Origin of the sequence: Butyricicoccus sp. (assembly GCF_050872565.1) — a bacterium.
GTDB lineage: Bacteria > Bacillota > Clostridia > Oscillospirales > Butyricicoccaceae > Butyricicoccus_A.
Window position 1 is genome coordinate 1 of sequence record NZ_JBNMHC010000073.1, and the last position, 7,984, is coordinate 7,984.

The window sequence follows — 7,984 nt, forward strand, 5'->3', positions numbered from 1 at the left end:
ATTCATGGGGGACAAGGTGACACTCATTGATGTCGGCGCAGAGGCGGCAGATTATGTCAAGACGTTTATCGACCGCGCAGAGGAGCGCACCGGAAACACAGAGTATTATGTTTCGGATGATATTGACAGCTTTGACGAGCACGCAGAGATGTTCTTAGGAGAACCGGCAGGCGTGCACGCACAGCTCGTTGACATCACGGCATATGGAAAGTGAGGCGGACGGTATGGAAACCAAAGCAAATACATCCATGAAAAAAGACGTCATCATTACCATTGCGAGCAAGCAGAACTTTGAGGGCTGCGAGCCGGACAATATCAACCTGATTACAGCGGGACGCTTGTACCGCCGCAACGGCAAATACTTCATCTCGTATGAAGAGAGTGAGCTGACCGGCATGGAAGGCACGCGCACGACACTCAAGCTGGAGGACAGACAGGTGACGATGACCCGCACGGGCACGCATCCGGCACAGATGCTGTTTGCAGAGCACAAGCGGCATGTCGGTCTGTATCAGACAGAGGTGGGTTCGCTGGCGGTTTCGACGCATACCTCACAGCTCATTAACAACATCGGTGAGAACGGCGGCAGCTTGTCCATCGACTACACCGTGGAGATTGATTCCAATCTTGCCGGTACACACCGCTTTGAAATGGCAGTGACACCGACCGGCAATATGCAGTAAAAAAATGAGTAACGGGCGGAAATTTTGCGTTTTCGCCCGTTTCGGGCGCTTTTTAGGCGCCTTTGATAGGATAGAAACCAAACAAGAAAGGCACGATGATATGAATTTAATCGAACAGGCAAAGAAGCAGGCAGCAGAGGCTGTCCTGAACGCATATCACGCAGCAGTGCAGGCTGGCGAGCTTCCGGAGGCAGAGGTTCCGGCTGTTGCTGTTGAGATTCCGAAGGACACCAAGAACGGTGACTATGCATCCTCGTTTGCCATGCAGTGCGCGCGTCCGCTGCACATGGCACCGCGAAAGATTGCCGAGAGCATTACGGCACATGTTTCGCTGGACGATACGTATTTTGAAGAGATCTCCATCGCAGGTCCGGGCTTCCTGAATTTCCGCCTCGGCAAGAAGTGGTATGCCGATGCCATCGCGCTGGTTGCACAGATGGGCAAGGATTACGGCAAGACCAAGGCTGAGCATCCGGAAAAGATTATGGTAGAGTTCGTTTCCGCCAATCCGACCGGCCCGATGCACATGGGCAATGCGCGCGGCGGCGTACTGGGCGACTGTCTGGCAGAGGTTCTGAGCTGGGCTGGCCATGATGTCACCCGCGAGTTCTATATCAACGACGCAGGCAATCAGGTAGACAAGTTCGCACACTCCGTTGAGGGCCGTTATATCCAGCAGCTCAAGGGCGAAGATGCCATTGCATTTGATCCGAGCTGGTATCAGGGCGCAGACATCAAGGAGCTGGCTGCTGACCTGATTCAGATGCACGGCGATAAGCTGCTCGACATGTCCGGCGAAGAACGCCGCAAGGTCATTGTTGAGTACGGTCTGCCGACCAACATTGCGCGGATGCAGCGCGATTTGGAGCGATATAAGATTCATTATGACGTATGGTTCCGCGAGAGCGGCCTGCATTCCTCTGGTTATGTCGAAGAGACCGTCAAGATGCTGGCTGACAAGGGCGCAACCTACGAGAAGGAAGGTGCTCTGTGGCTGCGTTCTACTGATTTTGGCTGCGAGAAGGACGATGTTCTGCGCCGTGCAAATGGCTTCTATACCTATTTTGCCGCAGACATCGCATATCATAGAAATAAGTTCGAGAAGCGCGGCTTTGACCGTGTCATCAATATCTGGGGCGCAGACCATCACGGTCATGTACATCGTCTCCAGAGCGCACTGGATGCACTGGGTCTGGACGGCAGCCATCGTCTGGAAATCGTACTCATGCAGCTGGTTCGCATGATGCAGGGCGGCGAAGTGGTTCGTATGTCCAAGCGTACCGGCAAGAGCCTGACGCTGAGCGATCTGCTGGATGAGATTCCGGTAGATGCAGCGCGTTACTTCTTCAACTCTCGTGCCGCAGAGACCCAGATGGAATTCGATCTGGATCTGGCTGTCAAGCAGGACAGCGACAACCCGCTGTACTACTGCCAGTATGCTCATGCGCGTATTTGCAGCCTGCTGCGCAAGATGGAAGAAGAGGGCGTAACCGTACCGGAACAGGCAGATCTGACGGTTCTGAGCGAAGCGGAAGAGCTGGCACTGGTCAAGCAGATCAGCCTGCTGCCGGAGGAAATCATCGGCGCTGCTGCTGACCGCGATCCGTCCCGCCTGAACAAGTACGCGGTTGCGCTGTGTGCACAGTTCCATCGCTTCTACAATGCTTGCCGCATCAAGGAAGCAGAGGATGAAGTGCGTGACGCTCGTCTGGTTCTGTGCCGCGCTGCACGCCAGACCATCTATAATGTACTGACAATGATTGGTGTAGAAGCACCGGAGCATATGTAAATCGCCTGATAGAGGCAGAAGGAGAGAACATGGAACCCGTTCCTTTATGTAGTGGGGAAGTTATTGTAACAGTAGAACATCCGTCGCAGATGATGTCTGTGGACTGGAATACCTGTCGTGCCAGTGCGATTGTCGTGCCGGATGCCATGAGCATTCCGGCGGTCAAGAGCCATGCGGGCGGCAGACCGGTCGGTATGCTTGTCAACGCAGACGGCTGGAATCCGGAAGAGGACATCGGCGCGGAATGGCCGTCAGAGCGTCTGATTGGACGATTTAAAAACATCGTCAGCCGGGCGACACATGAAGAAGCCGATTTTATCTATCTGCGGATGCGGCAGAATCTGCACGTTTTGCGTGCCGCTGTGCTGGCGGTGACCGATCAGTGCGGTCTGGGCATTCTGGTAGAAATTCCTGTCGATGAGGACAGACGCACGGCGGATAATTCGTCGGCACTGGCTGTGATGGGCATTTTGCAGCGCATCGGCGTGGCTGGCATCATTCTTGCCGGGGAACCGGCAGATGTCGATGATGCCATTGAAGAGCTGGCGCCGTATGCGAATGTCGCTCTCGGTGTCTCTGTGGAGCCGCATGAGCTGGATCAGATGCAGCATCTCGAAAGCGTGGAATTTTATCACACGAGCGAGGAAAATAACATTGAGCGCATTTTGCGCCGAGTGCCGGTCTGCGATGGAGCCAATGAGCCGGAAGCAGATGAGGATTATATTCTCGCGCCGGTGGGCGAGCACGTGCATTTTGTCGATGCGACGATTGATATTTCCGATCCGATTGATTTGGAAGATCATTTTGGCGAGACACTGCTTGAGCTGGAAGATCAGTGGTCAGGCGCACTCAAGCTGGAGATCAGCACGCCGTATGATGTGCAGCTGCTCGCAGAGAGCCAAGTGATGCTCAATCGGCCGGTCTGTCTGGAAGCAGAGGATCCGGAGCTGTTGGAAGAGGCACTGCGCGTGTTTGACGGCATTGCGCTGTATGATGGAACGTGGGAGCTGGAGGAAGATACATTGGATTATTTCCGCCGGCACTATGGCATGGTATCTTTGTAAGATATGTGAAAGCGCAGATGGGGGCTTTCCCTGTCTGCGCTTTTTAGAAATCAGGAGGAAAATGCATGAATAACTGGACAGAAGTGACCATTTGGACCTCTACCACCGGCATTGACGCAGTAACCGGTATGCTGATGGACTTGGGCATTGATGGGTTTGTCATTGAGGACGCACAGGATTTCGAGGATTTTCTGCACGATACCGAGATATACTGGGATTATGTAGATGAAAAGCTGTCGCAGGAAAAGAAGGATGCAGAGACCAACGTAAAGATCTACGTGGAGGACAGCCCGGCGGGTGCAGAAATGCTCGCGCAGGTCAATGCAGGTCTGGCAGAGCTGCGTGCCCGCGACACAGAAAAGGCATTCGGCCGCTGTGTATCGGAGCTGGCATCCATTCGTCAGGAGGATTGGGAGAACAATTGGAAGCAGTATTTCAAGCCGTTCCGTGTCGGTGAAACCTTCCTTATCAAGCCATCTTGGGAGGAATGTGAACCGGAGGAAGGCCGTAGAATTCTGGAAATTGACCCGTCTTCCAGCTTTGGCACCGGCACGCATAACACGACACAGCTGTGTATCTGCGAGCTGGAGCGTCTGGTCAAGCCGGGAGACCGCCTGCTGGATATGGGCTGCGGCAGCGGCATCTTGTCTGTAGCAGCGCACATGCTCGGCGCAGAAGATGTGACCGCAGTAGATATTGACCCCAACGCGGTGCGCATTGCGGCAGAGAATGCAGAAAAGAATGGCTTTGCTCTGCACACCGGTGTCGGCGATGTCATTGGCGATGCGGCGCTGTCTGAGCAGATCGGTGCGGGCTATGACATTATCGTTGCGAATATTGTGGCGGATGTCATCATGGGAATGCAGAACATTCTCAAGAGCAAGCTCAAAAAAGAAGGTACGCTGATTGTGTCCGGCATCATTGCGCCGCGTGCGGATGAAGTGCAGGAGTCGCTGCTTGACGCAGGCTTTGTGCTGGATCGCCGCGATCAGTCCGGCGACTGGGTAGCGATGACACTGCATCAGGCTTAAATTATATAAATGTATCATGGAGGGCAGAGATTATGCGGAGAAAACTCGTCAAATGGGGAGCGGTCGTATGCATTGTCGCTGCCCTTCTGGCATTTTTGCGCTGGAAAATGCCGGCAAAGCAGGATGTTTCGCTGGCGGAAACCAGTCTGGAAGCTGCGGAGGATTTAGAGGCATCGTATCAGGCGGGACGGAACAGTCTGATGTTTCACAGCAAAGATATATCGGAACTGGAAGTCTATCATCTGCTGCAGGCGGGAGAGCCATATCTGTCCAATCTGGAAACGGCGACCTATCAGAGCGGCGCGGTCAAATTGACATGGAACATCCCGCAGAAGCAGGAACAGGATGACGGTTTGGCTGCTGCCAGAAAGCTGGGGGCAGAGGCTGTCGAGGGACAGACGACCATTACTGGAAAATTGCAGGCAATTCATGATACGCTGATTCGGAACTGTGTGTACACAGAGAACGGCGAGCAGCGTACCCAGATGGCAGCAGGAGCCGTGCAGGACAAACAGGCTGTGTGCGCGGGCTATGCGCGGGCATTTGAGGCCATGTGCGATGGCGCGGGGCTGGATGTCTATTATATCGAGGACGACGACATGACACACGCATGGAACGCGGTGCGGCTGTATGGCGAAACGTATTTTATCGACTGCACGTATGATGATCCGGTGCCGGACGGCGGACAGAAGGCCTGTCAGAATTATTTTATGCTGACCGCGGACGAGCTGAAGCAGTCGCATCAGTGGAACGAAGCGTTGTACGAGAGCTATCTGGACAGCAAGTACCCGGCAAACTTTGCGTATATCCAACGAATGCAGGATTTACAGCTGGCGGATACCGGTCTGCGTGCCAGCGATTGTGATAAGAAGGCGTCAGGTGAAGAGATCGAGCAGCTGAATACCTTACTGGGAACGAAAGTCGCGGACAGCGAGAAAAAAATTTCTCGCGGAGAGCTGTATAAAAAAGGCTATCAGTCGCTGAGCGAGGAAGTAAACGGAAAAAAACGCATCGAACGGCTGATTGATAATTACACTGTTCCGCTGCTTGTAGCGCGCCAAATGGGCTTTTAATGCGAAAAATCGCAACTTTTTTGAAATTTAAAAACGATACAACAAAAAACATAAAAAATTTCAAAAAAAGTGTTGACATTTGGCGTCTCAGGCTATATAATAAACATCGTCATCTGGTGAGGGCAACGACGAAAGAGAAACAACGAGCCAGGGTAATAAATAGTATGGCGGTATAGCTTAGTTGGCTAGAGCGTCCGGTTCATACCCGGAAGGTCATTGGTTCAAGTCCAATTACCGCTACCACTATGGCCCGTTGGTCAAGCGGTTAAGACACCGCCCTTTCACGGCGGTAACACGAGTTCGATTCTCGTACGGGTCACCAATGGAAGTTTAGCTCAGCTGGGAGAGCATCTGCCTTACAAGCAGAGGGTCACAGGTTCGAGCCCTGTAACTTCCACCAGATGAAAAAGCACTCCAGATGGAGTGCTTTTTTGTTTTTTCTGAGAAAAACAAAAGGGAGGTCGGCATGAAGGAGAATTCGACAAGAAAACGACGGTTTGCGATTGCAGCGGTGTTGGTTCTCGCGCTGTTCGCGCTGGGACGGTTTTTGCAGCACCCGCCGTCTGTAATGGACGTTTTGTCCGGCGCAACCCAAAAGACACAGACCGCGGAGCTGGCGGATGTCTATGCACTGGGCATGTCGCAGGACATCCAGATAGATGACCAACAGATCATCACTGCTGTTGCTGCCGGTCAAGAGACACAGAGCAAGCTGTCGGACAACGAGATACAGCTTACCGTGTCCAAAGAGGACGCGGCGGCACAGAAATACGCACGCAAGTTGGCGCGTGCGCTGGAACAACATGGCACAGATTGCCGCGTGCAGACGCAGCCAGATGCCATGCTGCGCGCATTTGCCAAAGAAGGAAAATTGCAGCTGTTTTTGCTTGCCAGCGACCAGATCGGAGAGAAGCAGACACAAGCCTATACCGTACAGGAACTGACGCGGGAAGAAATGGAGGCGGTTCGATGAGAAAAATCAATACCATACTATCCGTCTTGCTGTTCGTCATCTTCCTGCTGCATGGCGTGCTGGGCAGCTTTGTGCTGATCGGTGTGGGGGAGATTGCCGGAAAGATGCTCGCACATATTGGCATGATCTTGCTGGTTTTACATCTGTGCATCGGCGTGCGCTTGACCATACAGACCTTCCAGACCAAGAGCGGCTTGGCGTATAGCAAACAAAACGCGCTGTTTTGGACGCGCAGAGCCAGCGGACTGGCGATTTTGATTCTTGCGTTTTTTCACATGGGAATTTTCAGCAGTGTCGAAGAGGGATGGTATATCCTGACACCGTTTACAACGGTCAAACTGCTGACACAGCTGCTGCTCGTTGCCGCACTGTTTGTCCATCTCTTTGTCAATGTGCGCCCGATGCTGATTTCTCTGGGTGTGATAGAGTATAAAGAGCGGCGCGGAGATTTGTTCTTACTCTTATCGATTCTGCTGTTGTTTATGGCGGGATCTATCGTACTGTATTATATTAGGTGGCAGGTATGAAAAAAACACTGTTGATTGTTGGCGCAGGGCTTGCCGGACTGTCTGCGGCGTGGACGGCGGCGCAGCAGGGACAGCAAGTGATTTTGGTGTCGGCGCAGCCGTCAGAACGGGCACAGTCTGTGATGGCAGAGGGCGGCATCAATGCGGCATTGGATACCAAGGGAGAAGGCGATACGCCGGAACAGCACGAAGCAGATACGCTGCACGCGGCCTGCGGTCTGGCAGATCCGACAGCGGTACATGGATTGATCCAAGCGGCGCCGGAACTGGTTCGCCAGCTGGATCGGATTGGCGTGCAGTTTAACCGTACACAAAACGATGAGATAGATGTTCGCGCATTTGGCGGACAAAAGAAAAGACGCACGGCGTTTGCACAGAGCGACACTGGCAAACAACTCGTCACAGCGATGATTGATGCGGTGCGCCGGTGGGAGAGCGAACAGCGCATCGTGCGCTTGGACCATCATATCTTTGAGACCCTGCTGTTGGATGGAAATACCTGCGGCGGATGCGTGGTGCGCGATACGTATACCGGAGAGCAGATGCCGATTCAGGCGGATGCTGTTATTATGGCGTGCGGCGGAATGCATGGGCTGTTTGGCGATACAACGGGATCGCTTGCCAATACCGGCGAGGCAGTCGCAGAGTTGTTCCGCTTGGGTCTGCCGCTTGCCAATGGCGAGATGATCCAGTATCATCCGACAACAGCGAAGCGCGGCGGCAGACGACTGCTTATCAGTGAGGCGGCGCGCGGCGAAGGCGGCAGATTGTATGCGATGCGCGATGGCGAGCCGTGGTATTTCATGGAAGAACGCTATCCAGAGCTGGGCAATTTGATGCCGCG

At 53.6% G+C, this 7,984-nt stretch carries 8 protein-coding genes, 3 tRNA genes and 1 pseudogene; all 12 read left to right on the forward strand.

From position 1 onward, the window contains the following. Window positions 1-214, forward strand: a pseudogene (locus tag ACR0P9_RS04700) (glutamate racemase); the annotation flags it as partial. 10 nt (window positions 215-224) lie between these two features. Continuing rightward, entirely contained in the window at window positions 225-683 is a 459-nt protein-coding gene (locus tag ACR0P9_RS04705; protein WP_432617806.1) for a DUF1934 domain-containing protein, read from the forward strand. 100 nt (window positions 684-783) lie between these two features. Further along, window positions 784-2,472: an arginine--tRNA ligase gene (argS, locus tag ACR0P9_RS04710; RefSeq protein ID WP_432617808.1), complete on the forward strand. Its 1,689-nt coding sequence runs from the start codon at window positions 784-786 to the stop codon at window positions 2,470-2,472. A gap of 29 nt (window positions 2,473-2,501) precedes the next feature. Beyond that, a complete protein-coding gene (locus ACR0P9_RS04715) occupies window positions 2,502-3,536 on the forward strand; it encodes a hypothetical protein (RefSeq protein ID WP_432617810.1) in 1,035 nt (344 codons plus the stop codon). A 65-nt stretch (window positions 3,537-3,601) separates the two neighbouring features. Beyond that, entirely contained in the window at window positions 3,602-4,567 is a 966-nt protein-coding gene (prmA, locus tag ACR0P9_RS04720) for a 50S ribosomal protein L11 methyltransferase (RefSeq protein ID WP_432617812.1), read from the forward strand. Between the two features lie 32 nt (window positions 4,568-4,599). Beyond that, entirely contained in the window at window positions 4,600-5,640 is a 1,041-nt protein-coding gene (locus ACR0P9_RS04725) for a transglutaminase domain-containing protein (protein ID WP_432617814.1), read from the forward strand. A gap of 166 nt (window positions 5,641-5,806) precedes the next feature. After that, window positions 5,807-5,883, forward strand: a tRNA-Met gene (locus ACR0P9_RS04730). Between the two features lie 4 nt (window positions 5,884-5,887). Further along, window positions 5,888-5,962 (forward strand) — tRNA-Glu (locus ACR0P9_RS04735). 2 nt (window positions 5,963-5,964) lie between these two features. After that, window positions 5,965-6,040, forward strand: a tRNA-Val gene (locus tag ACR0P9_RS04740). A 66-nt stretch (window positions 6,041-6,106) separates the two neighbouring features. Next, window positions 6,107-6,613, forward strand: a complete 507-nt coding sequence (locus ACR0P9_RS04745) for a DUF6921 family protein (RefSeq protein WP_432617816.1) — start codon at window positions 6,107-6,109, stop codon at window positions 6,611-6,613. After that, window positions 6,610-7,140 (forward strand): pilus assembly protein PilX, encoded by a 531-nt coding sequence (locus tag ACR0P9_RS04750; RefSeq protein ID WP_432617818.1) that lies wholly within the window; start codon window positions 6,610-6,612, stop codon window positions 7,138-7,140. Before ACR0P9_RS04745 ends, ACR0P9_RS04750 begins: the two co-directional genes overlap by 4 nt. Beyond that, on the forward strand, window positions 7,137-7,984 hold an 848-nt coding region (locus ACR0P9_RS04755), incomplete at its 3' end, for an FAD-dependent oxidoreductase (protein WP_432617820.1). The genes ACR0P9_RS04750 and ACR0P9_RS04755, both read left to right, overlap by 4 nt.

Coding starts and splice junctions, on each gene's coding strand:
- ACR0P9_RS04715 (WP_432617810.1), top strand. CDS start 2,502: ATGGAACCCGTTCCTTTATGTAGTGGGGAAGTTATTGTAACAGTAGAA.
- ACR0P9_RS04705 (WP_432617806.1), top strand. CDS start 225: ATGGAAACCAAAGCAAATACATCCATGAAAAAAGACGTCATCATTACC.
- ACR0P9_RS04725 (WP_432617814.1), top strand. CDS start 4,600: ATGCGGAGAAAACTCGTCAAATGGGGAGCGGTCGTATGCATTGTCGCT.
- ACR0P9_RS04745 (WP_432617816.1), top strand. CDS start 6,107: ATGAAGGAGAATTCGACAAGAAAACGACGGTTTGCGATTGCAGCGGTG.
- argS (WP_432617808.1), top strand. CDS start 784: ATGAATTTAATCGAACAGGCAAAGAAGCAGGCAGCAGAGGCTGTCCTG.
- ACR0P9_RS04750 (WP_432617818.1), top strand. CDS start 6,610: ATGAGAAAAATCAATACCATACTATCCGTCTTGCTGTTCGTCATCTTC.
- prmA (WP_432617812.1), top strand. CDS start 3,602: ATGAATAACTGGACAGAAGTGACCATTTGGACCTCTACCACCGGCATT.